Source organism: Oceanicaulis sp. HTCC2633, assembly GCF_000152745.1.
Lineage (GTDB): Bacteria > Pseudomonadota > Alphaproteobacteria > Caulobacterales > Maricaulaceae > Oceanicaulis.
Genome location: NZ_CH672428.1, coordinates 2,174,492 through 2,197,646 on the forward strand (window position 1 = coordinate 2,174,492; position 23,155 = coordinate 2,197,646).

30 protein-coding genes and 1 tRNA gene are annotated in these 23,155 nt (G+C 64.9%); 16 read left to right on the forward strand and 15 right to left on the reverse strand.

What is annotated here, in order from left to right; translation table 11 throughout:
• Nucleotides 1-64 precede the first annotated feature (64 nt).
• The 3 genes from dnaJ (at nt 65) to OA2633_RS10370 (ending at nt 3,178) form a co-directional block, all read left to right on the forward strand.
• A complete protein-coding gene (gene dnaJ / locus OA2633_RS10360) occupies nt 65-1,249 on the forward strand; it encodes a molecular chaperone DnaJ (protein ID WP_009802499.1) in 1,185 nt (394 codons plus the stop codon).
• A 77-nt stretch (nt 1,250-1,326) separates the two neighbouring features.
• Nucleotides 1,327-2,145 carry a 4-hydroxy-tetrahydrodipicolinate reductase gene (gene dapB, locus OA2633_RS10365; RefSeq protein WP_009802500.1) on the forward strand — a complete coding sequence of 273 codons (819 nt, stop codon included), beginning with the start codon at nt 1,327-1,329 and terminating at the stop codon, nt 2,143-2,145.
• Nucleotides 2,138-3,178, forward strand: coding sequence for a hypothetical protein (locus tag OA2633_RS10370; RefSeq protein ID WP_009802501.1), 1,041 nt, complete (start codon nt 2,138-2,140; stop codon nt 3,176-3,178). Before dapB ends, OA2633_RS10370 begins: the two co-directional genes overlap by 8 nt.
• Nucleotides 3,179-3,180: 2 nt before the next feature.
• On the opposite strand, the gene OA2633_RS16305 is transcribed toward OA2633_RS10370, so the two are convergent.
• From OA2633_RS16305 to OA2633_RS10400, 6 genes are all read right to left on the reverse strand, one after another.
• On the reverse strand, nt 3,181-3,486 hold the full coding sequence (locus tag OA2633_RS16305; protein ID WP_009802502.1) for a hypothetical protein: 306 nt from the start codon (nt 3,484-3,486) through the stop codon (nt 3,181-3,183).
• Between the two features lie 102 nt (nt 3,487-3,588).
• The gene (locus OA2633_RS10380) at nt 3,589-4,053 is read right to left on the reverse strand and encodes a lactoylglutathione lyase (RefSeq protein WP_009802503.1); all 465 of its coding nucleotides are present in this window, start codon (nt 4,051-4,053) and stop codon (nt 3,589-3,591) included.
• 21 nt (nt 4,054-4,074) lie between these two features.
• Nucleotides 4,075-4,632 carry a hypothetical protein gene (locus tag OA2633_RS10385; RefSeq protein ID WP_009802504.1) on the reverse strand — a complete coding sequence of 186 codons (558 nt, stop codon included), beginning with the start codon at nt 4,630-4,632 and terminating at the stop codon, nt 4,075-4,077.
• A gap of 10 nt (nt 4,633-4,642) precedes the next feature.
• Nucleotides 4,643-5,515 (reverse strand): methylated-DNA--[protein]-cysteine S-methyltransferase, encoded by an 873-nt coding sequence (locus OA2633_RS10390; protein WP_040613471.1) that lies wholly within the window; start codon nt 5,513-5,515, stop codon nt 4,643-4,645.
• 22 nt (nt 5,516-5,537) lie between these two features.
• Nucleotides 5,538-6,026, reverse strand: coding sequence for a DUF2244 domain-containing protein (locus tag OA2633_RS10395; RefSeq protein WP_241760705.1), 489 nt, complete (start codon nt 6,024-6,026; stop codon nt 5,538-5,540).
• 123 nt (nt 6,027-6,149) lie between these two features.
• Nucleotides 6,150-6,938 carry a thioesterase family protein gene (locus tag OA2633_RS10400; RefSeq protein WP_009802507.1) on the reverse strand — a complete coding sequence of 263 codons (789 nt, stop codon included), beginning with the start codon at nt 6,936-6,938 and terminating at the stop codon, nt 6,150-6,152.
• A gap of 145 nt (nt 6,939-7,083) precedes the next feature.
• Here OA2633_RS10400 and OA2633_RS15460 point away from each other — a divergent pair, with 145 nt between their 5' ends.
• Nucleotides 7,084-7,794 carry an outer-membrane lipoprotein carrier protein LolA gene (locus OA2633_RS15460; RefSeq protein ID WP_009802508.1) on the forward strand — a complete coding sequence of 237 codons (711 nt, stop codon included), beginning with the start codon at nt 7,084-7,086 and terminating at the stop codon, nt 7,792-7,794.
• Nucleotides 7,795-7,797: 3 nt separating this feature from the next.
• Here the strand turns inward: OA2633_RS15460 and OA2633_RS10410 are convergent, their stop codons facing one another.
• The gene (locus OA2633_RS10410; protein WP_040612625.1) at nt 7,798-8,598 is read right to left on the reverse strand and encodes an undecaprenyl-diphosphate phosphatase; all 801 of its coding nucleotides are present in this window, start codon (nt 8,596-8,598) and stop codon (nt 7,798-7,800) included.
• 100 nt (nt 8,599-8,698) lie between these two features.
• Between OA2633_RS10410 and OA2633_RS10415 the strand changes: the two genes are divergently transcribed.
• Genes OA2633_RS10415 through queG form a run of 3 tightly spaced genes read left to right on the forward strand, consistent with a single transcriptional unit; the run spans nt 8,699 to nt 11,509 of the window.
• On the forward strand, nt 8,699-9,679 hold the full coding sequence (locus OA2633_RS10415; protein WP_009802510.1) for a cation diffusion facilitator family transporter: 981 nt from the start codon (nt 8,699-8,701) through the stop codon (nt 9,677-9,679).
• A gap of 31 nt (nt 9,680-9,710) precedes the next feature.
• Nucleotides 9,711-10,388 carry a glutathione S-transferase family protein gene (locus OA2633_RS10420; protein WP_009802511.1) on the forward strand — a complete coding sequence of 226 codons (678 nt, stop codon included), beginning with the start codon at nt 9,711-9,713 and terminating at the stop codon, nt 10,386-10,388.
• 2 nt (nt 10,389-10,390) lie between these two features.
• Nucleotides 10,391-11,509, forward strand: coding sequence for a tRNA epoxyqueuosine(34) reductase QueG (queG, locus tag OA2633_RS10425; protein ID WP_009802512.1), 1,119 nt, complete (start codon nt 10,391-10,393; stop codon nt 11,507-11,509).
• Here queG and OA2633_RS10430 read toward each other — a convergent pair.
• Nucleotides 11,506-11,778, reverse strand: coding sequence for a hypothetical protein (locus tag OA2633_RS10430; protein ID WP_009802513.1), 273 nt, complete (start codon nt 11,776-11,778; stop codon nt 11,506-11,508). The genes queG and OA2633_RS10430 overlap by 4 nt on opposite strands.
• 132 nt (nt 11,779-11,910) lie before the next feature.
• On the opposite strand from OA2633_RS10430, the gene OA2633_RS10435 reads away from it, so the two are divergent.
• Nucleotides 11,911-12,210 carry a 4a-hydroxytetrahydrobiopterin dehydratase gene (locus OA2633_RS10435; protein ID WP_009802514.1) on the forward strand — a complete coding sequence of 100 codons (300 nt, stop codon included), beginning with the start codon at nt 11,911-11,913 and terminating at the stop codon, nt 12,208-12,210.
• Between the two features lie 15 nt (nt 12,211-12,225).
• Here the strand turns inward: OA2633_RS10435 and OA2633_RS10440 are convergent, their stop codons facing one another.
• Nucleotides 12,226-12,711, reverse strand: coding sequence for a hypothetical protein (locus OA2633_RS10440; RefSeq protein ID WP_009802515.1), 486 nt, complete (start codon nt 12,709-12,711; stop codon nt 12,226-12,228).
• Nucleotides 12,712-12,813: 102 nt separating this feature from the next.
• Between OA2633_RS10440 and OA2633_RS10445 the strand changes: the two genes are divergently transcribed.
• Nucleotides 12,814-13,632, forward strand: coding sequence for a MipA/OmpV family protein (locus tag OA2633_RS10445; protein ID WP_083783257.1), 819 nt, complete (start codon nt 12,814-12,816; stop codon nt 13,630-13,632).
• A gap of 82 nt (nt 13,633-13,714) precedes the next feature.
• Here OA2633_RS10445 and OA2633_RS10450 read toward each other — a convergent pair.
• Nucleotides 13,715-13,790 (reverse strand) — tRNA-Ala (locus OA2633_RS10450).
• A gap of 140 nt (nt 13,791-13,930) precedes the next feature.
• Here OA2633_RS10450 and OA2633_RS10455 point away from each other — a divergent pair.
• From OA2633_RS10455 to OA2633_RS10485, 7 genes are all read left to right on the forward strand, one after another.
• Nucleotides 13,931-15,007, forward strand: a complete 1,077-nt coding sequence (locus OA2633_RS10455; protein ID WP_040612626.1) for an ATP-binding protein — start codon at nt 13,931-13,933, stop codon at nt 15,005-15,007.
• 87 nt (nt 15,008-15,094) lie between these two features.
• Nucleotides 15,095-15,409 (forward strand): YggT family protein, encoded by a 315-nt coding sequence (locus OA2633_RS10460; protein WP_009802518.1) that lies wholly within the window; start codon nt 15,095-15,097, stop codon nt 15,407-15,409.
• Nucleotides 15,410-15,428: 19 nt separating this feature from the next.
• A complete protein-coding gene (locus OA2633_RS10465) occupies nt 15,429-15,734 on the forward strand; it encodes a DUF167 family protein (protein WP_009802519.1) in 306 nt (101 codons plus the stop codon).
• On the forward strand, nt 15,731-16,663 hold the full coding sequence (gene folD / locus OA2633_RS10470; protein ID WP_009802520.1) for a bifunctional methylenetetrahydrofolate dehydrogenase/methenyltetrahydrofolate cyclohydrolase FolD: 933 nt from the start codon (nt 15,731-15,733) through the stop codon (nt 16,661-16,663). Before OA2633_RS10465 ends, folD begins: the two co-directional genes overlap by 4 nt.
• 50 nt (nt 16,664-16,713) lie before the next feature.
• Complete coding sequence (locus tag OA2633_RS10475; RefSeq protein ID WP_009802521.1) at nt 16,714-17,160, forward strand: response regulator; 447 nt, start codon at nt 16,714-16,716, stop codon at nt 17,158-17,160.
• A gap of 49 nt (nt 17,161-17,209) precedes the next feature.
• Nucleotides 17,210-17,965, forward strand: coding sequence for an SDR family NAD(P)-dependent oxidoreductase (locus tag OA2633_RS10480; protein WP_009802522.1), 756 nt, complete (start codon nt 17,210-17,212; stop codon nt 17,963-17,965).
• 61 nt (nt 17,966-18,026) lie between these two features.
• Complete coding sequence (locus tag OA2633_RS10485) at nt 18,027-18,446, forward strand: DUF1330 domain-containing protein (protein ID WP_009802523.1); 420 nt, start codon at nt 18,027-18,029, stop codon at nt 18,444-18,446.
• Between the two features lies 1 nt (nt 18,447).
• Here the strand turns inward: OA2633_RS10485 and OA2633_RS10490 are convergent, their stop codons facing one another.
• From OA2633_RS10490 to OA2633_RS10510, 5 genes are read right to left on the reverse strand one after another with little or no spacing between them, the layout of a single operon-like run.
• Complete coding sequence (locus tag OA2633_RS10490; RefSeq protein ID WP_009802524.1) at nt 18,448-19,068, reverse strand: response regulator transcription factor; 621 nt, start codon at nt 19,066-19,068, stop codon at nt 18,448-18,450.
• Nucleotides 19,065-20,591 carry a PAS domain S-box protein gene (locus OA2633_RS15465; RefSeq protein ID WP_009802525.1) on the reverse strand — a complete coding sequence of 509 codons (1,527 nt, stop codon included), beginning with the start codon at nt 20,589-20,591 and terminating at the stop codon, nt 19,065-19,067. The genes OA2633_RS10490 and OA2633_RS15465 overlap by 4 nt, the downstream gene beginning before the upstream one ends.
• Before the next feature lie 24 nt (nt 20,592-20,615).
• Nucleotides 20,616-21,965, reverse strand: coding sequence for an NAD(P)/FAD-dependent oxidoreductase (locus OA2633_RS10500; protein ID WP_009802526.1), 1,350 nt, complete (start codon nt 21,963-21,965; stop codon nt 20,616-20,618).
• A 24-nt stretch (nt 21,966-21,989) separates the two neighbouring features.
• On the reverse strand, nt 21,990-22,652 hold the full coding sequence (locus OA2633_RS10505) for a hypothetical protein (RefSeq protein ID WP_009802527.1): 663 nt from the start codon (nt 22,650-22,652) through the stop codon (nt 21,990-21,992).
• Between the two features lie 30 nt (nt 22,653-22,682).
• Entirely contained in the window at nt 22,683-23,093 is a 411-nt protein-coding gene (locus tag OA2633_RS10510; RefSeq protein ID WP_009802528.1) for a nuclear transport factor 2 family protein, read from the reverse strand.
• Nucleotides 23,094-23,155 lie beyond the last annotated feature (62 nt).

The following is a 23,155-nucleotide window of genomic DNA, read 5'->3' on the forward strand; positions in this document are numbered from 1 at the left end:
CGTCCCGCATCAGGGGCGGGGCCGTGTTGCTTCAGGCTGAAACTCCAAAGACCGGACCGCACGCATGAGCAAACGCGATTATTATGAGGTTCTGGGCGTCGCCAAGGATGCCGACGCGAAGGCGATCAAGTCCGCCTATCGCAAGCTGGCGATGAAATACCATCCCGACCAGAACCCTGATGACGCCGAAGCCGAAGCCAAGTTCAAGGAAGTCGGCGAGGCCTACGCCATTCTGTCAGATGCGGACAAGCGCGCCGCCTATGACCGGATGGGTCACGCAGCCTTCCAGCAGGGCGGCGCTGGCGGCGGCCACCCGTTCGGCGGCGGCGCGGGCGCGGCGGATTTTGCGGATATCTTCGAGCAGGTGTTTGGCGACGCCTTCGGCATGGGCGGCGGGCGTCGCGGCGGCGGACGGCGGTCCGGACCCTCGCGAGGCTCGGACCTGCGCTATGACATGCAGATCAGCCTCGAGGAAGCCTATCACGGCAAGGACGCGAATATCCGCGTGCCCACCACCGTCACCTGTGAACGCTGTGAGGGCGACGGCGCCGAGCCGGGCACCGGCGTGACCACGTGTGAAACCTGTGCGGGCGCAGGTCGTATCCGGCGCACCCAGGGCTTCTTCACCATGGAACAGACCTGTCCGACTTGCGGCGGGCGCGGCTCCTATGTCGAAACGCCCTGTCAGGAATGCGATGGCGCGGGCCGGGTGCGCAAGACGCGCGATCTGCGCGTGCAGATCCCGGCAGGGGTCGAGGACGGCATGCGCATCCGCCTGGCCGGTGAAGGCGAAGCCGGTGCGCGCGGCGGGCCCAAGGGCGATCTCTATATCTTCGTCTCGGTCGGCCATCATGACCTGTTTGAACGCGATGGACCGAACCTGTATTGCCGGGCGCCGGTCTCCATGGTGACGGCGGCGCTGGGCGGGGAGATCGACGCGCCGACCATTGATGGCGGCAAGGTCAAGATCCGCATCCCCGAAGGCGCGCAGACCGGCGAACGCATGCGCCTGCGCAACAAGGGCATGGTCAAGCTCAATGGCGGCGGCGCCCGCGGCGACATGTATGTGGAGCTGTTTGTGGAGACCCCGCGCAAGATGACCGAGCGCCAGAAGGAGATCCTGCGCGAGTTCTGCGAGATTTCCGGCGCGGGCTGCAATCCCGAGAGCGATGGCTTCTTCAACAAGGTCAAACGCTTCTGGGATGATATCAGCGGGGATGACGAGCACGGCCAGCGCCCCGACGCCTGACGGGCGTCTTGCCTGCGGGACTTACGCTTTTTTCACCTAAAGGCGCGATGACAAAGCGTCAGGTTGTGAGGGGCGTCATGTCGGGATCCAGCATTCATATCGCCGTTACGGGCATTTCGGGTCGGCTCGGTCGGGCGATCGCCACCGAGGTCATCCGCGCCAGCGACCTGTCGCTGGTGGGCGGAATGGTCAGTTCGGATTCGGCCAATCTGGGCGCTGACCTCGGAGAGCTCTGCTCGGCGGGCTTTCTCGGAATCGAGACCGTCGTTTCCCTCGAGCAGACGGCGGATCAGGCGGATGTCCTGATCGATGCCTCCTTGCCCAAGGTGACGAGCGCCATCGCGCCCCGCCTCGCCGCCATGGGCAATCGCGCGCTGGTCACCGGCGTGACCGGCCTCGACAAGGATCAGCAGGCGGCCCTGGAGCACGCAGCCGAAACGATCCCGGTCCTGCAGGCCAGCAATTTCTCGCTTGGCGTTGCGCTCGTCGAACGCCTTGTGTCGCAAGCCGCCAGGGCGCTGGCGGACGATCATTTCGATCTCGAGATCGTGGAAGCCCATCACAAACGCAAGGCCGATTCTCCGTCCGGAACAGCGCTGAGCCTTGGCGAAGCCGCCGCCAGGGCGCGGGGCGTTGAGCTCGAGGATGTGGCCCAGTTCTCACGCCCGCGTCAGGACGGCCATCGACCGGTCGGCGCAATCGGGTTCAGCGCCATTCGCGGCGGCGGCGTGGTTGGCGAGCACGAAGCCCGTTTCCTGTCCGCGTTCGAGGAAGTCAGCATTTCCCACAAGGCGTATGACCGGTTTATCTTCGCCCAGGGCGCGCTGGAAGCGGCGCGCTGGATCAAGGGCAAGGCGCCGGGCCTCTACACCATGCAGGACGTACTGGGTGACTGAACAGACCAATGACCCTCGCAGCCCCTATCTGGAAGTGAGGCTGCATCGCCTGTCGCCCTTGCCGCCGGTTCTGACCGGCATTCTGATCAGCGCCCTGCTCTACGCCCTCTATCTTCTCTATTCAGTCGAGGTGGGCCAGCCCATCATCGAACAGACCAATGGGAGCGTCGGCTTCAACAACGCCGCCTGGGCGGCTCTGGTGATCTGTCTTATCTTCGGCGTCGCCACGACCATGCCCGCGATCACCCAGCGGCAATGGCAGGCCTCCTTGCCCCAACTGAAAGCGGTTCTGGATGAAAAAGGCCGCCTTCAGGTCGAGGCGATGGCGACAGGACCGTCGCGAAAGCATTCCTGGCGCTCGCTTCTGGCGTTCCTGGCGGGCGCGGCGGGGGGTGTTCTGGTCAATCTCTGGCTGCTCAATCCGCCCAATCTGAGCTGGTCCGAATACTGGAGCACGATCTCGCCCTTCTTTGCGATCATGAATGCGGTCGTGTTCGGACTGGCGGCGCGCGGCGGCTATATGGTCCGGTATGAGGATCGCGAGATGCGGGAGCTTGTGGAGACCCATCTGCAGGTCGATCTCGCACATCTTGAGCGCAATCAGATCTTCGGCCGTCTGGCCCTGCGCGGCGCTCTGGCCTGGCTGGTGATGACCGCGGTCATCCTGCTGCTCTTTGTGGATTCAACGCCGGCTCCGATCTCGGCGACCGCCCTGGTGCTGGCGCTGATTGCATCGGGCTATGCGTTCGCCTCCACCATCGGGCCGGTCGTGCGCAAATGCTCGGCCGTGCGCGATGCGGCGCTTCAGTCGGTGCGGGAACAGATCACTGCGAGCGGCGACGCCGCCCTGAAAGGCGCGCCGGGCGGCGCGCCTCTGTCAGAGCTGATCGCCTATGAAAACTGGCTTGAGAAGCTGCCGGTCTGGCCAATCTCGGCGCCAGTGACCCGGCGCCTGGCGCTATACGGCTTCATTCCGGTGCTGGCCTGGTTCGGGTCGGCGGCGGCGGAGCTGGTGCTCAACCGCTTTACCTGAAGTCAGGCGTGACCGAACAGGTCCGGCTGCCGCGTCAGGCTTTCAAAATCGGGACGCTGGGCCGGGCTGCGCAGGCGCGACAGCGTGCGGCTGGGCGGCGGCGCGACGACCGGAGCCGGGGCTTTGAGCGTCAGGCCCAGATGGGTCGCTTTGGCGCGGATGGCGTTGTCAGGGCGACCGAGCTTCAGGCTGATCAGGCGCAGGCTGGCGCCCTGGCGGGCCAGGGCCTTGAGCAGTTTCACATCCTCGCCGCGCCAGCGCTTGCCAGCGTTGCGGGCATATCCGGCAGATTTGGTTGCATACGCCATGGTTCACTCCTTACAGGGAGGAACATAAGCGGAACATCTGTTCCCGTCAAGAGGCCAGCAAAAAGGCCCGCCTTGCGGGCGGGCCTTTGAGGGTTGGACATCTTACCAGCTTCCGGTGTTTTCCATGCTGGCCCAGGGCTCTGACGGTTCGAGCGCCTCGCCCTCCTGCAAAAGCTCGACCGAGATGCCGTCGGGGCTTTTGACAAAGGCCATGCGGCCATCCCGCGGGGGACGGTGAATGACATAGCCCATGGAGGCGAGGCGGCCGCACAGGGCGTAGATGTCTTTCACTTCATAGGCGATGTGACCGAAATTGCGCCCCGACGCATAGGTTTCAGGGTCCCAGTTATAGGTCAGCTCGATCATCGGCGCGCCCTTGGGCAGGATTTTCGATTCCCCGATGACGCCCGACTTGGCGATGTCGTCCCGGCTGGCGAGGAAGATCAGGGTGAAGCGGCCGGCTTCATTGTCGGTGCGGCGCACTTCTTTGAGGCCCAGGCCGTCGCAATAGAATTTCAGCGACGCGTCGATATCGGTGACGCGCACCATGGTGTGCAGGAAGTGCATGTAACGCTCCTTGTGAGAGGATCAGCTGTCAGTGTCGGCTTGGGCGGAGTCGATCTTGATCTTGCGCGCCCATTTGGGACGCGGCCGCCAGCCCGTGTCTTCGATCGGTTCGCCCCTGGCCCGGGCGAGAGCGTGGTTGAAGGGTTCGGGGGCGCGCAGATGATGTAGGCGCGCAATCACCGCAGCGAAAGCCGCCCAGATGAAAACCACGCCGAAGAACAGCGCGAACATGAAGACATAGCCCGTGCGTCCGCCCCATTCGGGTGCGCCGTTCATGCGCCAGATCACATCATAGAGCGCGGGCACCGCCAGCAGCGCGACGGGGCTGATGAGGATGGCGGCGCCGGCGGATGCGGCGGCGTAGAGCGTCCAGCGCGGCTGGAAGCAGGAGACATACAAACGGATGAATTCGGCTTCGCTCACACCCTTGATGGTGCCGGGCTTTTCCGCCTTGCGGGTCTGGTATTCCGCGTGCGCTTCCTCGGTCAGGCCGCGCACGGACACCCACCAGCGTACGAGGCAGGCCAGGATGAAGAGGACGAAGACGCCCCCGAGAATGAAGAGAGACAGATCGAACATGAGACGGCTTTTAACCCGTCGCGGCCTCATAGGCGAGCATTGCGCGCTTACGATCGAGACCCCAGTGATAGCCGGTCAGGCGGCCATCCGCCGCCAGCACGCGGTGACAGGGGATCAGCCAGCTGATCGGGTTCGCGCCCACAGCCGCGCCGGTGGCCCGGGCTGCGCCCGCCTTGCCCGCGGCTGCGGCGATATCGCCATAGCTGACCGTGCAGGCGGCAGGGATGGTCAGCAGCGCCCGCCAGACCTGACGCCGGAAGGGCGCGCCGTAGAGCGCCAGCGGCACGGAGGCTTCGCCCGCCGCCGCATCAAACACTCGCCCGGCCCAGTCGGACGCGAGCGCATCATCACGCGCATATTGCGCCTGAGGAAAGCGCCGGGCGAGGTCCTGAAAGGCGTCGTCCTCCTCGCCGCGACTGCAGAAGGCGAGCCCGGACAGTCCGCGCGGCGCGATCACGAACACCGCAACGCCGAAAGGGGAGGGTGCGAAGCCATAGCGAAAATCGAGCCCGGACCCGCCGGATTTCACATCGCCAGGGGTCGCCGCTTCCTCGGCGATGAAGATGTCATGCAGGCGCGAGGGACCGGACAGGCCGGTCTCCAGCGCGGCGTCGAGCACGCTCGCCCCGTCCACGAGCAGCTTGCGGGCGCTGGCGTGGGTCAGCGCCTGCACAAGCTTTTTAGGGCTGGCGCCGGTCCAGCGGGTGAAGACCCGTTGGAAATGATGCGGTGACAGGCCCGCCGCTTTCGCCGCGGCCGCAAGATCAGGCTGCTCGCGCCAGTGCTCGGACAGGAAGTCGAGCGCGGCGACCACGCGATCATAATCGCTGGCGCGGATTTTCAGCCGGTCTGCCGGAGAGAGCGTATCGAGGTCAGCGGTCATGAGCGCACCCTGCCGCGCGCCGTCAGGCCCCGCCACCTGATTCTTGCGCCCATTGCGGACCCCGCGCCCGGCGCGCGGTCTCAAGGGCGTCACGGATGGCGTCAGCGAGGCTCTCGCGTTCTCGGGGCGACAGCCAGCTGCCGACAATCAGGCTCTTGCCCATGGCGGTCAGGCGGGTCTGGACATCGGGTTCGCCCTCACCCTCGACAATGACGCGCGTCCAGGCGCTGGGCAGGACGAACTGGATGAGATGGCCGGTGGGGAAACGGCGGATGACGCGGATTTCCTCGCGGGTGATCTTGATGGATTCCATGCGACGTCCGTCCCGATAGGAGAGCTTGAAGCCGATCCAGATCAGGAGGACGTCGAGGCCGAAAAAGCCCATCACCGGCCAGGCGCCCATGGCCATGAACGCGATGCCGGCGGAAAAGCTGATCACGCCCATGGCGATCATCAGGGCGATGAAACCGGGATTGGGCAAAGAGCGATTGGGACGGACCTGCGCATCCATGAACAGCGCCTCGCCCTCTGAAAGCGGGGGGGCGGTATGGTCTGCAGGCCAGGTTTCTATGAGCCGACGCCGTTCCATGCCGGACAAAATAGGGCGCGGGTTCGGCTCTGGCCAGCTTGGCCTCTAGCCGAAGACGGTCACCATCTGCCGGCCCTTGGCGACGCATTCGCCGTCGGTGTTCCAGATCGTCATATCCTGGGTCGAAAAACCGCCGCGCACATGGTCGGCGCGGCTTTCCAGGAGCCACCAGCCGTCACGGGTCTGCGGCGCATCGGTCAGGAAATCCACCATCCAGGTCATCGAGGACAAGGGCGTCGGCGCGCTCAGAAGCGGCGCCAGCGCCGGAGCGAGCGCGTCGCCGAGCGTCAGCAGCGCTATCGACATGTCTCGCGCCGCCGGATCGGCATGGCGCACCCACATCCGGATGACCGGCTTCTCGCTCTGGGTGAAGGGCACGCCGCCGCCCGCCCAGACGAACTCGAAATTGCGGGTGAACACCGGGGCGCCGTCCGGAAAGGTGAGCGTCTCGGTTCCCGCATCGGGCGCTGTCGCGCGCTCGGGCATGCGCGGCGCGTTCATCTGATAGGCGGACTCCCGTTCACCCGCGAAGGTGAACACCGTCTCCACGCCGATCCCGGCCTCGCCCGACAACCGCGCCCGCACGGAGCAGGCGGTGCGGCCCTCGCGCAGCTTTTCCGCTTCCACTGTCAGCAGGCCGGCGCTGGGACCGACGAAATTGATCATGGCGCTGCGCAGAGGGCGTCCGTTGGCATGGGGCAGGGCCGCCTGCAGACACAGGCCTGATGACAGCCCGCCATAGACGGTGCGGCCCTGTTTCCACTGATCCGGCACATCCAGTTCGAACGTGGTGAGGGCCGGATCATGATGGGCGAGCAACTGGGCGATGGACATGAGGACTCACGAGGCTGGCGCGTGGACAGGGGAGCGGCATCAAGCCCGAACCGCTCTCGGAGGGCAAGCGCTGGCCGCTGAAGTCTGTCGCGAAGATGAATGACTTGGCCTTTCTCACGCCCAAATCCCGGTCTAGACAGGACCCATGAACACGACAGCTTTTCTCCTCTCCGCCGCGCTGACGCTGATTTCCGGCGCCCAGCAATCCGAAGCGCCCGTTCAGGCCGCGCCCGAGCCGCTGCCTGAAGCGCAAGCCGTCGAGACGGCGCCGGGTCAGATCACGCCTGAAGCCGGGGCCGATCGCGCCCAGGCCTGGCTGGAAGGGCTCGATACGCTCCGCGCCCGGTTCGAGCAGATCGCCGCGGACAATTCCGAGACCGCCGGCGTTCTGGAGATCGATCGTCCGGGCAGGGCGCGCTTTGACTATGACGATCCCAATCCGGTGCTCGTCGTGGCGGACGGGTCGACCGTGGCGATCGCCGACTTTGATCTGGAAACGATTGATCGCGCGCCCATCGGCGCCACGCCGCTGCGCTTCCTGCTCGAGGACGATCTCGATCTCGCCGGGTCTGGCGCTGTGGTGGATGCGGGTCGCTATGACGGGCGGCTGTTCGTGACGCTGGAAGATCCGGAGGGAGAGGTTCAGGGCCGGCTGACGCTGGTCTTTGAGGACGCGACCCCTGACGCCGGTCCCGAGACCATGGCGCTGGCGGGCTGGTATGCGGTCGACGCCATGGGCGGCCTCACCGAAGTGAAGCTGACCGAGATCGAGACCGGCGTGCGCATCAGCCCGCGCCAGTTCATCCTTGATGATGAGGACGTGATGGGCGGAGACCGCCGCCGTCGCGGGCGCTAGGGCCTAGAGCGCCCACCAGAACAGCAGCGCCGCCAGACCCAGACGGTAGATCACGAAGGGCAGGAAGCCCAGACGGTCCACCACGCGCATCAGCACGGCGATCGAGGCGAGGGCGGCGACAAAGGACAGCGCCGCCACGATCAGCCCGTCGGTCAGCGAATGGGCGGTGTCCGCCCCCCGCGCCAGCTCGATCACCGCCAGCAGGCCGAAGGCGGCGATCACCGGCACGGCCATCAGCATGGAAAAACGCGCCGCTTCGCTGCGGGTCATGCCGAGCGCGCGGGCGGCGGTCATGGTGACGCCCGAGCGCGACGAGCCGGGGATGAGCGCGACCATTTGCGCCAGACCAATCAGAAAGGCCCCGCGCCAGCTGAGGGTCTCGGTGGTCACGGTCTGCTTGCCGAAATGGTCCGCCAGCCAGAGCGGTACCGCCAGGATCAGCGTCGCCCAGGCGATCACCAGCGGCGAACGCAGCGCATCCGCCATGCCGGAAATGTAGAGTCCGCCGCCGGCGATCAGTACGGGCGGGGTGGCGACGGCGATCAGGAGCGCCAGCTTGCCGCCGGGCGTGATCTGTCCCTTCAGAAGGGCCAGCTTGCCGGTCGCCACATTGACCACATCAGCGCGGAAATACACCAGCACAGCGAAGAGCGTGCCCAGATGCGCCATGACGTCTATGAGCGGGCCCTGGTCCGCATCCCCCAGCACTTGCGGGGCGAGGATGAGATGCGCCGAGGATGAGATGGGGAGAAACTCTGTGATCCCTTGGACGATCGCCAGAATAATGAGATGAAGAAGGCCCATGGCGTCACTTTCCCCCCGCTGGTACGGCGGCAGAGTGCGCGCGATTGATGCGATCGCCAAGAGGCAATGCCGTTTGGACAACACATGATGGAAATCAGCCATGGCGCATGACGCTCTGGAGGCCGGGCCGGGCAAGCTCGCCCCTGAAGACGCCCGCAAGATCACCGGTCGGGTCACCCGGCTCTCGGTGATGGTGGCGGCGACGCTGGTCGTGGCGAAGCTCGTCGCCTGGATCCTGTCCGGCTCGGTCGCGATGCTGGCGTCCCTGGCGGATTCCTCGCTGGATCTGGTGGCCTCTCTGACGACCTTCTTCGCGGTGCGTTACGCTTCCAGCCCGGCGGACGCCGAGCATCGCTATGGGCATGGCAAGGCGGAAGCCCTGGCGAGCCTTCTGCAGGCTCTGCTGGTGGCGCTGTCGGCGGGCTATCTGATCCACGAATCCTGGAACCGTTTCACCAATCCCCAGCCGCTGGAGGCCGGCACCATCGCCCTGTCGGTCATGGCGCTCTCCATCGCGCTGACCCTGGGGCTGGTCTGGGCGCAGACCCGGGCGGTCAAGCAGACCGGCTCGCTGGCGGTCACGGGCGACCGGGCGCACTATTTCGCCGATCTCAGCTCGAACATGGTCGTTGTGGGCGGTCTGGTGCTGGCGCTGGTGGGGATCGAACGCGCCGACCCGATCATGGGCTTCGTCGTGGTGCTGTGGTTGTTCTGGACGGCCTTTACCGTGGGGCGTGACGCCATTTCCGCCCTGATGGATCGCGAATTGCCCGATGAGGAGCGCGAACAGATCATTGCGCTCGCCGAGGATGATCCGCGGGTTCTGGGCGTGCATCAGTTGCGCACGCGCGCTTCCGGACCCTTCATCCATATCCAGATGCATATGGAGCTCGATCCTGATCTCACCCTGACCCGGGCCCACGCCATCCTGGTGGCGGCGGAAGCGCGGGTGATGGCGGCCTATCCGGCGGCGGATGTGCTGATCCATCCCGATCCCAAGGGCCGGGCGGCGCCCCATGGCAACGCCTATTTCGGCAAGGACGGCGCCTCGAGTGCAGGTCCAGCAGATGAACCGGCTTAAGCCGTTCGCCGAACACGGTTAGGGTGGGGCCATGCGTATCTTGCACCATTGGCCCCTTGATCCCTGGTCCCGACAGGTCCGTCTCGCGCTTGCCGAGAAGAAGCTCGATTTCGAGGTCGAGTACCAACGCTTCTGGGATATGCCGGACGACCTTGTCGCGCTCAATCCCACCGGCTTGCCGCCGGTTCTGGTGGAAGAGACCGAAAAGGGCCGCACCGCCCTGTGCGAGACCCGCGCGATCCTGGAGTATCTTGAGGAAACCCACCCCGAGCCAGCGCTTCTGCCCGGCGGTCCGGCGGATCGCGCCGAGGCGCGGCGGCTTGCAGCCTGGTTCGATGTGAAGTTCACCGCCGAGGTGAACGCCTACCTTCTGCACGAAAAGCTCGAAAAGCGGGTGCAGTCGCTCGGCGCGCCGGATATGGAGGCGATCCGCATCGGGCGCGACATGCTGCGCTGGCATCTTGATTACATGTGCGGGCTTCTGGACCAGCGCGACGGTCTGGCCGGGCCGCGCTTTACGCTGGCCGATCTCGTCGCCGCGGCGCACCTGTCCTGCATTGATTATCTCGGGGATGTGCCCTGGGAGGACTTCCCCGCCGCCAAGGCCTGGTATCAGCGCATCAAGTGCCGTCCGTCCTTCCGCGCCATTCTGGCGGACCGCCTGCCGGGCTGCCCGCCCGTGGACGGCTATCAGGATCTGGATTTCTAGCCATGTCTGCGCCTGAAGCCCAGGCCGAGCGGGTCAAGGCGCTGGCGCTGGAGGCCGGCTTCTCCGTTGTGCGCGTCACCCGCGCGGACGAACCCTGGGAGGCGGGCGCGCGGCTGAAAGAGTTCGTTGGCGAGGGGCGACATGGCGACATGGCGTGGATGGAAGACACGCTGGATCGGCGATCCCATCCCACGGCCATGTGGCCGGATGCGAAATCGGCGGTCGTGGTGGGCCTCGATTACGGACCCGAGCACGACCCGCTGGCGATCCTCGAGCGCCGCGACGAAGCCGCGATCAGCGTCTATGCCCAGAACAAGGATTATCACGACGTTCTCAAGAAGCGCTTGAAGCGCTTTGCGGGCGCCTTTCATCGCGAGACCGGCGCCGAGGTGAAAGTGTTTGTCGACACCGCGCCGCTGATGGAAAAGCCGCTGGCGCACAAAGCCGGTCTGGGCTGGCAGGGCAAGCACACCAATCTCGTCAGCCGCAGCCATGGCAGCTGGCTGTTTCTGGGCGTGATGCTGACTGCAGCGGAGCTGGAGCCTGATACGCCGGAAACCGATCATTGCGGCTCGTGCCGGGCGTGTCTGGATATCTGTCCGACAAAGGCCTTCCCGGCCCCTTACCAGATCGATGCGCGGCGCTGCATCTCGTATCTGACCATCGAGAACAAGGGCCCGATTCCGGTCGAGTTCCGCAAGCCCATGGGCAACCGGATCTATGGCTGTGACGACTGCCTGGCCGTGTGTCCTTGGAACAAGTTTGCGCAAGCCAGCGCCGAAGCCGCGTTTCACCCGCGTGAGGCGTTGACCGGACCGAAGCTCTCGGAACTGGCGAGGCTCGATGACGCGGCCTTTCGGGAGTTCTTTCGCGGCTCGCCCATCAAGCGGATCGGGCGGGACCGCTTCGTCCGGAATGTGTTGATTGCGCTGGGCAATAGCGAAAATCCAGCACTGGCGGACCAAGCCGCGGACCTGCTGGATGACCCGTCAGAGCTCGTGCGCGGCGCGGCGATCTGGGCGCTCGCGCAGCTCGATCCTGTCCGGTTTGAGGCTGAAAAGGCGAAACGGGCCGGCGCAGAGGCCAGCCCGGACGTGCGTTCGGAATGGGAGAGCGTCTAGGCTTCGCCGATGCGCGGCGGGCCGCCCTTGTCGGCCTGGCTGGGGCCGAAGGCGCGATTGAGCAGGTGAGAGCTGTCCTGGGCCAGCTCGATGGCCTCGGTCAGATGCTCGAGCACTTTGACGTTGTTGGCCAGCACATGCAGCGCTTCAGGACGCAGATCATGAGAGATCTTGGTGCAGCGCAGGAGCACGTCGGCGCGGAGTTCGAGCAGGATGTCTTCCAGCTTGCGGCCGGACGGATTTTCTTCAGACACCAGATAGCGGGTCATGTCCGCCTCCGTGGATTACAATCAGAGCCTGAACCCTACACCCGCACCCCCTCATTTTTAGTAAACGCAGGGGGATGGCCTTGAAGCGCAAGCGGTTTGCGGCCAGCTTGCAGGCCAGAAACTCAGGAGGACATGATGGCGGACAAAATTGGCGCACAAGCCCTGATCAATCAGCTTTCAGGCTGGGAGACGGTCGAGAACCGCGATGCGGTGCGCAAGGTCTTCAAGTTTGATGACTTCAAGAGCGCCTTCGCCCTGATGACCCAGGTGGCGATGAAGGCCGAGCAGATGGACCATCATCCGGAATGGTTCAATGTCTACAACACGGTGGACATCACGCTGTCGACCCATGACGCGGATGGCGTCACCAAGCTCGATCTCGAGCTGGCGCAATTCATCGAGGAGCGCGCTGCGGTCCTGAACAAGGGCTAGAGTCTGACGGTCAGGTCAGGTGGCGTGAATGATGACGGTGTCGAGCACGACCGTCGCTTGACCCGGGCCGATCACGCGATCGGTTTCTTCCTGCAACAGGCGGGCGATCACGTCGGCGTCCGGGATCTGGCCCCAGCGATACATCCGGCCCGAATACAGCAGCATGGCCTGGGAATAGGCGTCGCGCAGCCAGATCTGGCGTTCGGCGATCACCTGCCGGGTCCGGCTGTGAGGCGCGTCGAGCGCCAGGCCGACCTGCAACAGGCCCCGCATGCGGAAATCCGCTTGCACCGAGGCGCGCACAGGCTCCATGCGCACATAGCTCGTCGCATGGGTCAGAGACCGGCCCATGGATTCTTCGGGAGCGGGTTCGGAGGGCGCGCCATGCCCGCCGCTTCCGCCGCCGCCTCCACCGCCGCCGCCGCCAAGGGCGTAGGCGGGCGCAGAGACCAGAAGGCCGCACAGGGCGCAGAGCCCGAGTATGTGACGCAAGGTTTTCATGAAGCCTTCTTACCCTTTTGAGGTAAAGAAATCGTATGGCTCCGCTTGTTCTGATGGGAGGCTGGTCTAGCTTGGACTGCCAGATGCCTTGAGGGGGACGGAATGAAAAAATCTCTATTCGCAGCAACAGGTTTGATGATCGCCGCGTGTGTCGCCCCCGGCGCCGCCCTGGCTCAGATGGCGGAAGGCTCCCAGTCCAGCCCCCTGCCGCGAAATTATGTCGCAGCCGGCGCGGCCATGCTGCCGGACTATGCCGGGTCGGATGATTATCGCGTCATTCCCTTCGGTGCGGCGCGGTTTGAACTCGCTGGCGTGTCCTTCCGCACGCAGGGGCCGGGGCTGGCGGCCAGCCTTTATGAAAACGGACCGTGGGAGCTGGGCGCCTATGTGCGCTGGTCGGGCGGCCGTGACGATGTGGAGGACGAGATCGTCGATCGTATGCGCGACGTGGACTCCTCTCTCATCGCTGGCGGCTATGCGCGCGTGACGCTGGCGGAAAACGTGTTGGCCGACCGTGATCGTTTCGGGCTGGGCGTGGATCTGGGCGTGGATGCGCTGGGCAATTTCGATGGCCTCGCCTGGAGCGCGTCCGCCGATTACGGCGTCATGATCTCCCGCGGCGTGTTCGCGGCGCTCTCCGCCTCGGTCAGCGGCTTTTCCGATGATTACGCGGATACCCTGTTCTCGGTCGATGCCGTGGACGCGGCCGCCACGGGCCTGTCGCTCTACACGGCGGAAGGCGGCGTGCGCGATGTGGGCCTCACAGCCATTCTGGACGTCTCCGTCACCCGGGCCTGGTCGGTGACAGGCGTTGGAGGCTATTCGCGCCTTGTCGGCGACTACGCCGACAGCCCGATCGTCACCGAGCGCGGCAGCGAGGATCAGTTTTTCCTTGGCCTCGCGCTGGGGCGTCGCTTCTAGGGGCGAAACCCAACACAACAGACACAGCAAGCGCCGCCTTCGGGCGGCGTTTTCATTTCCTGAAGGTGTTGGGAAGGAAATCTGGTGGAGCCGAGGGGAATCGAACCCCTGACCTCGTCATTGCGAACGACGCGCTCTCCCAACTGAGCTACGGCCCCGTTCCAGAGGATGCGTGAGGTACGGTCAGCGCTCGCGCTTGTCAAGCGGTGGCGCCACCGACCAATGATTGACGTTTGCGTAAACTGCGCTTCGTTATAAAACATGCGCCATGGGTGAGGGGTCAGGACTTTCCGATGGAGTGCAACTCCATCTGTATGGTCTGGGAGATGGCGCGCAGAGCGTGATCTTCCAGATGCTGTCCCATGGGCTGATCGCAGGCGCCTACGCCCTGATCGCCGGGACGCTGATCTGGCAGATGCGGTGTAACAAGTCGCTGATCCGCCTGAAGATGGTGCGTTCGATCACCGTGCTGGCCTCACTGGCGGCCATTGCCCATCTGGCGCGGCTTGTCTCTGTCAATGCGCCGCATCCCTGGATTGACGGCCTGGTCTATCTGACAAGCGCCGCCTTCGGTCTGTGCGGGGCGCTCCTGCTCTGGTACTGGCTGCCGCAAATGCTCGCCATGGCGCAGGAGCGGCGCCTGACCCCGGTCAACATGGTCAAGCGCGAAGACTATCAGGCCTTGCAGAAGAAGATCGACAACACCCATGCGGGGCTTCAGCGATTCGCCACGGCGGCGTCTCATGATCTGCGTGCGCCCTTGCGGCATATCTCCGTTTTCGCCGGACTGATCGCGCGCGAGGAGGCGGAGACGCTGAGCCCGGCGGGACGCGATTATCTGGAGCGTCTGACGGGCTCCGTGGACCGGATGCAGGAGCTGACCACCGCGCTGGTGGAGTATGTGCGGGCGATCAGCGCCGACCATGTTCCCGTGCGTCTGGACCTGCAGGAAGTCATTCGGACCATCCGGTCCGAAATGAAGGTCGAGATTGAAAGTCAGGGCGCGCAGATCGAGGTTGCGCCCATGCCGGCGGTTTGGGCGGACGAGCGGCTCGTGACTCTGGTGATCACTCACCTCATTGATAACGCGCTCAAATTCTCCAAGGACGTTCCAGTTGTGAGACTCTATGCGCGGGGCGTTGAAGAGGGCTGGGTCGAGATCGCGGTCGAGGATGAGGGGCCGGGCGTCGATCCCCGCCAGAGCGAGATGATCTTTGATGTGCTGTTCCGCATGTCCACGGGGCCAGCGGAGGGGGTAGGTCTGGGCCTCGCCCTGTGCAAGCAGGTGATCGAGGCGGCGGGCGGACGTATCTGGCTCGATACCGACTATGAGGCCGGCGCGCGTTTCGTGCTGACGCTTCCCGCTGCGCCCTGAGTCTGAGCGAAGCTGCTTGTCAGCCCGGCCCGGCGAGGGCTAGACCAGCATCAGTGAAGAGAATTCCGAACGAGAGCGCTGATACCCATGGAATACATGTCTCTGGCGCAGGTCCTTGTGTACCTGTTCATCCTGATCCCGCTGCAATTGCTGGTCTACGTCATCTTTGTGGGGGTGATCCTGAGCTGGCTGATCTCGTTCAATGTCGTCAATCCGCATAATCAGCTTGTCAGCACCATCTGGCGTCTCACCGGCACGATCACCGAGCCTCTCTTGCGCCCGATCCGCAACATCTTGCCGCCGCTTGGCGGGCTGGACCTGTCTCCGCTGGTGCTTCTTCTGGTGATCATGTTCGTTCGGAACTGGCTGATCCTTGGACAAATCTTCCCCCGACTCGGCTGATCAAACGCCTGCGCAAGCCGTGAAGGACGGCCTGCGCCTGTTCGTGAGGGTCCAGCCCAGGGCGTCCCGCGCCGGGTTTGATGGCGCGCGCGCCGGGACCGATGGTCGCATCCGTCTGGCGGCGAGAGTGCGCGCGGCGCCGGACAAGGGCGCGGCCAATACCGAGCTCTGCGCCCTGACCGCCAAGACCCTGGGCGTGCCCAAATCCACGGTCAGCGTGATCGCAGGCGCGACCCAGCGGGAAAAAACCCTGCTGGTGCGGTCCGAGGAGTCAATTCAGCTGCTTGACGCGGTCACGGCCTTGCTCCATGACCCCGGCTCATGACCGACATCATCACGCCCTCCCGCGCGACCGCCAAGCTGATTGACGGCAAGGCCGCCGCCGCCGCTGTTGACGCCGCCGCCGCCGCCGGCGCGCGCCAGCTTGAACCCCGGCTGGGCCGTGCGCCCTGCCTTGCCGTCGTGCTGGTGGGCGAGGACCCCGCGAGCCAGGTCTATGTGCGCAACAAGGTGCGCCGGACCGAGGCGGCGGGCATGCGTTCGGTCGAGCACATCCTGCCTGCCGATATCAGCCAGGCCGAGCTGCTGACTGTGGTGCGCGCACTCAATGAGGATGAGGGCGTGGACGGCATCCTTGTCCAGCTGCCGCTTCCCAAGGGTCTTGATGAGACCGAAGTGGTTCAGACCATCCGCCCGGACAAGGATGTGGACGGGCTGACCGCCCAAAGCGCAGGCGCGCTTGTACTGGGCGCGCCGGGCATGCGGCCCTGCACGCCGTCCGGCAGCGTGTTTCTCGCGAAACAGGCGCTGGGCGATCTGACAGGGAAATCGGTTGTGGTGATCGGGCGCTCGATTCTTGTGGGCAAGCCCGCCGCGCTTCTGTTCCTGGCGGAGAACTGCACGGTGACGCTGGCGCATTCGCGCACGCAGGATCTTCCGGCGGTTTGCCGGGAGGCGGACATCATCGTCGCTGCGGTCGGACGCCCGAACATGGTCAAGGGCGACTGGCTCAAGCCGGGGGCTTGCGTGATTGATGTGGGCATCAACCGCGTCGAGGGCGAAAACGGCAAGAGTCGGCTCGTGGGCGATGTTGATTTTGAGCAAGCAATTGAAACCGCAGGTTTTGTGACTCCGGTCCCGGGCGGTGTCGGTCCGATGACAATCGCCATGTTGCTCGCCAATACGGTTGCAGCCGCCGCCCGGCGTGCTAGCTTGGCGGTGCCGGGGCCTGTCGCGGATGTTTTGCCGGGTTAAAACCTGATTAAGCATACATCCCCTAGTTTAGCGCCCGTCGGGAGAGGACCATGCCGCAACCCCTGTCTGTTCTTCATATCGAAGATGACTTCGCTGACGCGATGCTGCTCCAGCATGCGCTGTGCGACGCCGGGGGATATGACATGGATCTTCAGGTTGTGCGCACCCTGCACGATGCGCGCCAGAAACTGTCGCGCCAGTCCTATGACCTGATCATCGCCGACTTGCGTCTGCCTGATTCCACCCAGCCGAATGAAACCGTAGGTTTGCTCGAGAGACAGGCTGGCGGAACTCCGATTCTCGTGCTCTCCGGCGCGGCGGGTGTGAAGACCGACCGTGACGGGGAAAGCGTCAAGTTTCTGGACAAGAATGACTATTTCCAGAAAGGCCTGGACGAGAAGAGCGCTGAATTGCTGTTCTGGGTGAAAAGCGTCGCCAAGGGACATGGTCAGGACGGCGTGATCCTGGATGACCTGACCGGCACGATCGAAATCTGACGCCGCCGCGGGACTGGACGGGCGACCGGCGCAGTCTATCTGCGCTCCCATGGCACAACTGACAACATTTCCTGATGGTTATCGCGCCCTGATCGTGGGCGCCTCTGGCGGCGTGGGCCGCGCGTTGACGCAGCAGCTGGCGGCGGATCCGCGCTGCGGCTCGGTTTACGCGGCCAGCCGGTCCGGGGTGGCGATCGAGGGCGCTCAATCGCTCTCACTGGACTTCAGCGCGCCGCAGACGGTCGAGGACGCCGTGGCGACAGCGTCTCATGACGGACCCCTACATCTGGTGATCGTGGCGGCAGGGGTGCTGGTGGACGAGGCTGGTCGCGGGCCGGAAAAATCCTGGCGTCAGATTGATCCCGATTACATGGCTGAAGTCTTCAAGATCAACACGATCGGTCCGGCGCTGGTGGCGCGGCATGCGCTGGACGCTATGGCGAAGGGGCGCAAGGATGCTCCGGAAAAAGCGGTGTTCGCAGCGCTCTCCGCGCGCGTCGGGTCGATCAGCGATAACCGTCTGGGCGGCTGGCACAGCTATCGCGCCTCCAAGGCGGCGTTGAACCAGATCCTGAAGACCTGCGCCATCGAGCTGGCGCGCAAGCGGCCCCATGCCGCCTGCATCGGTCTGCATCCGGGCACTGTGGACACCCGCCTCTCGGAGCCCTTCCAGGGCAATGTGCCGGACGGCAAGCTGTTCACGCCCGACTATAGCGCGGAGCAACTGCTGGCGGTCATTGATCAGGTCCAATCCGATCAGAGCGGCTGTGTTTTTGACTGGGCGGGCGAGATTATCGATCCTTAAGGGCTTGAGCTTTTTGCCCTGAACCGTTTTGCTGCAGGCAAACACATCAGGGAGGATGCTCATGACCGGCCATATCGATCCAGAACGCGAGGCTTTCAAACTCTTCAAGGAGATGCCGCGCGACGAGCCGATCCAGATGCTCAATCTGCTGCGCCTTCGGGACAAGGCCGCCTATCCCGATGGCCGGGACGTCAGTGGGTTTGAGGCCTACAAGACCTATGGCCAGACCTCCGGACCGGTGTTCAAGCGCGTGGGCGGGACCATTGTCTGGCGTGGCGCGCCCAAACTGACCCTGATCGGCCCGTCCGAAGAGAACTGGCACCTGTCCTTCGTGGCGGCCTATCCCAGCGCCGCGGCGTTTCTGGAAATGGTCACCGACCCGGTCTACCAGAACGAGGCCGTGCCCCATCGTCAGGCTGCTGTCCTGGACAGCCGCCTGATCCGGCACACGCCGCTCGATCTCATCTCCGAGTTCAGCTGAGCTACTCGTTCAGAAGCTCAAGCTGCATCGCCATCCGGACGAGGTGAGACAGGCTGCGCGCCTGCATCTTCTCCACCACGCGGGCGCGATGGATTTCAACGGTGCGGGCGCTGATGCCCAGCTTGTGGGCGACGACCTTGTTGGGGTGGCCATAGGCCACCTCGACCAGCACTTCGCGTTCGCGCGGCGTCAGGTGTTCAAGCCGCTCCCTCAGCGCAGCCAGCGCCAGGCTGGCCTCAGCCTGCTCCTGACCTGTCTGCACCGCCAGCTCCACGCTCTCGAACAGGCGTTCTTCCTCATAGGGCTTCTCGATGAAATCGAGGGCTCCGGCCTGCATGGCGCGCACCGCCATGGGCAGGTCGCCATGACCGGTGACGATGATCACCGGCAGGGTGGCGTTCCGGTTCGCCAGCTCTTCCTGAACCTGCAGGCCGGACAGGCCCGGCATGCGCACGTCGAGCACCGCACAGCCTGCCCAGTCCGGGGAATAGGCCTCCAGAAAGGCTTCCCCGCTCTCAAACGTCTCCACTTCATGTCCGGCCGACAACAGCAGAGCTTCAAGGGATTCGCGGGCGGCGGCGTCGTCATCGACGACATAGACCTGGGTAGAAATCTCACTCATGTCTTGTCTCCCGGTGTGATGACGGGCAGGCAGAACCGGAACACCGCGCCGCCGCCGGGGCGGTTCTCGGCCGTGATCGCGCCGTCATGGTCTGTGATGATGGAATGGCAGATGGACAGGCCCACGCCCATGCCGTCCGACTTGCTGGTGTTGAAGGGCTGGAAGAGCCGCGCCTGCTGGGCGTCCGAAAGGCCCGGCCCCTGGTCGGCGACCTCGACCCAGATTTGATCGCAACTGCTCCAGCAGGCCACATTGATGGCGCCGCCCTTGTGTTCGCTCATGGCCTCCGCGGCGTTGCGGATCAGATTGAGCAGGACCTGCTGGATGTTCACGCGCTGCAAGAGCGTATGGGGCACATCCGGATCCAGCTCGCACGACAGGGACAGCCCCGCCGCGGCGACCGCGGGTTCAATCAGCGGTAGGGTGTCGTGGATGACGTCATAGGGGCTGGCGAATTCGGTTTCTGACTCGCCCTTGTCGAGGAAGGTTCGCAGGCTGCGGATGATCTCGCCCGCGCGTGCGGCCTGGGTCAGCGCCTTCTCCATCATCTGCACGGTGCGGGAGTCGCCCTCGAACTCGGCTTTGGACAGGCGCCGCGCGGCGCCGAGATAGTTCATCACCGCAGACAGCGGCTGGTTCAGCTCGTGCGCCATGGCCGAGGCCATCTCGCCCATGGCGCTGACGCGGGAGACATGATGCAGCTCGCTTTGCAGGGCGCGGGTGCGCGCCTCCATTTCGCGTCGGACCCTGAGATCGGTCGCCAGCACCAGAAGGCCGGTCCGGTCCGCATAGCGGATACGGCTGGCGGACAGGCGCACGGGAATACGCTCGCCGCTGGCGGTGATGGCGTAGGAGGTTTCGGTCTCCGCTGCGCCCTCGCGCTGGACCTTTTGCCAGAAGGCTGCGATCTCGCCCGGCGCTCCGACAAACAGATCCTCCGCGCGCAAGCGGCGCAATTGCGCCTCGTCATAGCCGAACAGCGCGCAGGTGCGCTTGTTCTCGTCGAGCACGTAACAGGTCTCGGCGTCGATCAGGAAACCGGCGGCGTTTGAGCCGTCAAACATGGCGCGATAGCGCTGCTCGCTGTCGCGCAGATCCTGCTCGGCGCGCTTGCGGTCGGTGATGTCGCGGAACGAGACCACGGCGCCCGCGATCCGGCCGCCATCCCAGATCGGGGTGGAGACATACTCAACCGGAAAGCTGGTGCCGTCCTTGCGCCAGAACACGTCGTCATAGATGCGATGCACCTTGCCGTCTCGGGTGGCTTCATGGATTGGACATTCGTTGCAGGGAAAAGGCGATCCGTCCGCACGGGTGTGATGGACCAGCTCATGCAGGTTGAGGCCGACCATTTCCTCCATCGTATAGCCCGACATGCGCGCAGCGGCCGGGTTCACGAAAGTGGAAATGCCCTCGCAATCGATCCCGTAAATGCCGTCGCCGGACGCCATCAGGATCAGGTCGCGCTGACGTCGGAACAGGTCCGCCGGATCGGCGGTCGGTTCGCTCCCGGTTTCAGACATGATGTCGCCCCCTGATCATGCGCGTCACACCAGGAACTTAAGGTCAGAAGAGAAGGTGGGATAGGCATAGGTCATGGCGGCCAGTTCCGAGGCGGTCAGTTGCGTCTTCATCGCCAGGGTGAACAGGTGGATGACCTCCTCCGCGCCGTGCCCGGCGAGATGCGCGCCAAGAATGCGGTCGGTGGCGGGGTCTATCAAGACCTTCGCAAAGGCCACCTGCTCGGCATAGGTCTTCGCCGAACGCCAGTCGCGCATGTCATTGACCTTCACCACAGGCTCCAGACCCGCCGCCTGCGCCCCGGCTTCGTCCAGGCCCACGCTGGCGATGGCCGGCACGGTGTAGACGGCGGACGGGATGGAGGAATAGTCCGGGCTCTCCTTAGCGTCATTGATCGCGTTCTCGCCCGCAATCCGACCCTCATAGCTCGCCACCGGGCTCATTTGCGGCGAGGCCGCCAGCGCGTCGCCCGCCACATAGACGGACGGATTGGTCAGGCTGCGCAGATTGACATCCACCTCGATATGCCCGCGATCGGACCGGATGCCGCCCGCTTCCAGATCCAGATCCTCGACCGCCGGACGACGACCGGCGCCATTGACCACCAGATCGGCGCTCAGGGACAGGGTCTCGCCATCGATGACCACCTCGACCGCGCGGCGCGCGCCATCCTCGCGGATGGCCCTGACGCTGACACCGGTCTGGATCGTCACGCCCAGCGAGCGGGTATGCGCCACCAGCGTGTCCACCATGTCTTCATCCAGACGCGGCAGCACGCGCGACGCGGCTTCGAGGATCGTCACCTTCGCGCCGGCGCGCACCATGATATGGGCGAACTCCAGCGCGATCACGCCGCCGCCCACGAACACGACCTCCTTGGGCAGGGTTTCCAGGGTCAGAAGGTCATCGCTCGTTGCGGTCAGCGCCCAGCCCTCGATCGGCAATTGCGCGGGTTTTGAACCGGTGGCGATAACGATCCTGTCCGCCGTATAGGTTTCGCCCTCCACATCGATTGCGTTCGGACCGGTGAAGACCGCTTTTCCCGAAACCAGAGCCATGCCGCGATTGGTGATCGAGGCGCGGAACATCTCCGGCACGCCTTCCACGAAGGTGCGCTCGCGCTTGATCAGGGCGGGCCAGTCGAGTTTGACCTCGCCCACGGAGATGGCGTGGTCGCTGGCGCGGGCAATGGCGTCCAGATTGGCGGCCGCGGCGACCAGAACCTTCTTGGGCACGCAGCCGCGAATGGCGCAGGTGCCGCCCACATCGCCCGATTCCACCAGGGTGACGGACTTGCCCGCGCGCTGGGCGACGCCCGCGGCGGCCATGCCGGCATTGCCGGTGCCCAGAACGAGAAGATCAGAGTGACGGGTCATGGACGGGGGCTCCTGAAGATCGGGTCAGGCCGAGCTGCGCACGCCGGCGCGACGCAGGGCTTTGACTTCTGACAAGAGGTCGAGAAGCCGGGTCTGGAGAATGTCGGTGGGATCGAAATTGCGTTCGGTGAAACAGTGATAGCGCATCACCGAGCGCGCGAGCGCGAAGCCGGCGGCGGTCGAGGCGAGGGTGAGCCCGCTCAGCGGGGCGGCGTAACTCCAGCCCCACAGACCCATCACCACAGCGCTCAGGGCGAGACCCAGAGCGAGGCTGACCAGGGTCAGGGCGGCGAGGGACAATCCCGCCCAGTCGCGGTCGCGCTGGATGACTTCCACATGGCGCCACTCAAACACCACGTCCTTCACGCCCTCGATGACATACTGGTCCTCGTCGCGCGCCAGTCTTTCCGCCGCAATGGAGGCGCGCATGTTCACCCGTCGGAACAGGCGGTCGAGCCCGGTATGGGTTTCGAGCCAGACCGCGCCCTCCGCGAGCGCCAGCCCCAGCGCCCCGGTTCCCGCTGCGCCCAGAATGGCGGCGTGCGCCGACTGACCCAGCGCCAGCAGCGCAATCGTCAGGAGGGCATAGACCAGGGCTGCGCCCGGCAGGGTCAGGGCGTGCATCAGCATCCAGCGCCGATAGGCGCGTTCGAAGCGCAGGTCGGAAGGCGGGTTCGGGCGGGTCATGATCGGCTCCCTGAAGGGAGAGGGCGGAGGCTAGAGCCGCCGCTCCTCCGCCTTGATCGGCATGTCGTTGACACTGGATTCGCGGCGCGCCATCAGACCGTCGCGGTCAAATTCCCATTGCTCATTGCCGTGGGAGCGGAACCATTGGCCGGTCTCGGCTTCCTGCCATTCATAGAAGAAGGCGACGGAGATGCGGTTGCCCGTGAAGGCCCAGAGCTCTTTCTTGAGCTTGTAGTCCGCTTCCCGGGACCATTTATCGCGCAGGAAGGCCTTGATGGCGTCGCGGCCCGTGAAGAACTGGTCGCGATTGCGCCATTGGGAATCTTCCGAATAGGCGAGCGCCACGCGCTCGGGGTCACGGCTGTTCCAGGCGTCTTCGGCGAACTGGACCTTGGCGCGGGCGGTCTCGGCTGTGAACGGGGGGACAAGTTTCGGGGTCATCATTTTTCTTGTGGGTCTTGAAGGGCAAGGAGGGTCCGGCGGCGATGGGGGCAGACCGCCGG

Coding starts and splice junctions, on each gene's coding strand:
- dnaJ (WP_009802499.1), top strand. CDS start 65: ATGAGCAAACGCGATTATTATGAGGTTCTGGGCGTCGCCAAGGATGCC.
- dapB (WP_009802500.1), top strand. CDS start 1,327: ATGTCGGGATCCAGCATTCATATCGCCGTTACGGGCATTTCGGGTCGG.
- OA2633_RS16305 (WP_009802502.1), bottom strand. CDS start 3,486: ATGGCGTATGCAACCAAATCTGCCGGATATGCCCGCAACGCTGGCAAG.
- OA2633_RS10380 (WP_009802503.1), bottom strand. CDS start 4,053: ATGCACTTCCTGCACACCATGGTGCGCGTCACCGATATCGACGCGTCG.
- OA2633_RS10385 (WP_009802504.1), bottom strand. CDS start 4,632: ATGTTCGATCTGTCTCTCTTCATTCTCGGGGGCGTCTTCGTCCTCTTC.
- OA2633_RS10390 (WP_040613471.1), bottom strand. CDS start 5,515: ATGACCGCTGACCTCGATACGCTCTCTCCGGCAGACCGGCTGAAAATC.
- OA2633_RS10395 (WP_241760705.1), bottom strand. CDS start 6,026: ATGGATGCGCAGGTCCGTCCCAATCGCTCTTTGCCCAATCCCGGTTTC.
- OA2633_RS10400 (WP_009802507.1), bottom strand. CDS start 6,938: ATGTCCATCGCCCAGTTGCTCGCCCATCATGATCCGGCCCTCACCACG.
- OA2633_RS15460 (WP_009802508.1), top strand. CDS start 7,084: ATGAACACGACAGCTTTTCTCCTCTCCGCCGCGCTGACGCTGATTTCC.
- OA2633_RS10410 (WP_040612625.1), bottom strand. CDS start 8,598: ATGGGCCTTCTTCATCTCATTATTCTGGCGATCGTCCAAGGGATCACA.
- OA2633_RS10415 (WP_009802510.1), top strand. CDS start 8,699: ATGGCGCATGACGCTCTGGAGGCCGGGCCGGGCAAGCTCGCCCCTGAA.
- OA2633_RS10420 (WP_009802511.1), top strand. CDS start 9,711: ATGCGTATCTTGCACCATTGGCCCCTTGATCCCTGGTCCCGACAGGTC.
- queG (WP_009802512.1), top strand. CDS start 10,391: ATGTCTGCGCCTGAAGCCCAGGCCGAGCGGGTCAAGGCGCTGGCGCTG.
- OA2633_RS10430 (WP_009802513.1), bottom strand. CDS start 11,778: ATGACCCGCTATCTGGTGTCTGAAGAAAATCCGTCCGGCCGCAAGCTG.
- OA2633_RS10435 (WP_009802514.1), top strand. CDS start 11,911: ATGATGGCGGACAAAATTGGCGCACAAGCCCTGATCAATCAGCTTTCA.
- OA2633_RS10440 (WP_009802515.1), bottom strand. CDS start 12,711: ATGAAAACCTTGCGTCACATACTCGGGCTCTGCGCCCTGTGCGGCCTT.
- OA2633_RS10445 (WP_083783257.1), top strand. CDS start 12,814: ATGAAAAAATCTCTATTCGCAGCAACAGGTTTGATGATCGCCGCGTGT.
- OA2633_RS10460 (WP_009802518.1), top strand. CDS start 15,095: ATGGAATACATGTCTCTGGCGCAGGTCCTTGTGTACCTGTTCATCCTG.
- folD (WP_009802520.1), top strand. CDS start 15,731: ATGACCGACATCATCACGCCCTCCCGCGCGACCGCCAAGCTGATTGAC.
- OA2633_RS10475 (WP_009802521.1), top strand. CDS start 16,714: ATGCCGCAACCCCTGTCTGTTCTTCATATCGAAGATGACTTCGCTGAC.
- OA2633_RS10480 (WP_009802522.1), top strand. CDS start 17,210: ATGGCACAACTGACAACATTTCCTGATGGTTATCGCGCCCTGATCGTG.
- OA2633_RS10485 (WP_009802523.1), top strand. CDS start 18,027: ATGACCGGCCATATCGATCCAGAACGCGAGGCTTTCAAACTCTTCAAG.
- OA2633_RS10490 (WP_009802524.1), bottom strand. CDS start 19,068: ATGAGTGAGATTTCTACCCAGGTCTATGTCGTCGATGACGACGCCGCC.
- OA2633_RS15465 (WP_009802525.1), bottom strand. CDS start 20,591: ATGTCTGAAACCGGGAGCGAACCGACCGCCGATCCGGCGGACCTGTTC.
- OA2633_RS10500 (WP_009802526.1), bottom strand. CDS start 21,965: ATGACCCGTCACTCTGATCTTCTCGTTCTGGGCACCGGCAATGCCGGC.
- OA2633_RS10505 (WP_009802527.1), bottom strand. CDS start 22,652: ATGACCCGCCCGAACCCGCCTTCCGACCTGCGCTTCGAACGCGCCTAT.
- OA2633_RS10510 (WP_009802528.1), bottom strand. CDS start 23,093: ATGACCCCGAAACTTGTCCCCCCGTTCACAGCCGAGACCGCCCGCGCC.